Source organism: Streptococcus suis (genome assembly GCF_002964045.1).
GTDB classification, from domain to species: domain Bacteria; phylum Bacillota; class Bacilli; order Lactobacillales; family Streptococcaceae; genus Streptococcus; species Streptococcus suis_U.
Genome location: NZ_POPB01000537.1, coordinates 1 through 351 on the forward strand (window position 1 = coordinate 1; position 351 = coordinate 351).

1 protein-coding gene is annotated in these 351 nt (G+C 39.3%); it reads right to left on the bottom strand.

Features of this window, described 5'->3' with window-relative positions; all coding sequences use genetic code 11:
- Positions 1–223, bottom strand: a 223-nt coding sequence (locus C1E99_RS12575) for a 6-phosphofructokinase (protein ID WP_193441818.1), incomplete at its 3' end; no start/stop codon positions are given.
- Positions 224–351: the final 128 nt, after the last annotated feature.

Genomic DNA, 351 nt, shown 5'->3' on the forward strand with positions numbered 1-351 from the left:
CTGGATAACGAGCTGAACCAAGGAATGTTCCTCCACGTGAAATAACATCACCTACAGAACGCGCAGACAATTCATGGATATCACCCGCAACCATACCTGCGTAACCTTCGTTGATTCCATAAACTTCCATTCCTTCTGAAATTGCTTGGCGAACAACTGCACGAATAGCAGCGTTCATACCAGGGGCATCACCACCACTGGTCAAAACAGCAATACGTTTCATTCGTTAATGCTCCTTTAACTTTTCATTTTAACTGCCCTATTATAACATACTTAACCTAAACTTGCTTGACTTTTTGCTATTTTTTTATCGAAAAATCGTTTTCATAACAAATTCACTTAACTCTTCTT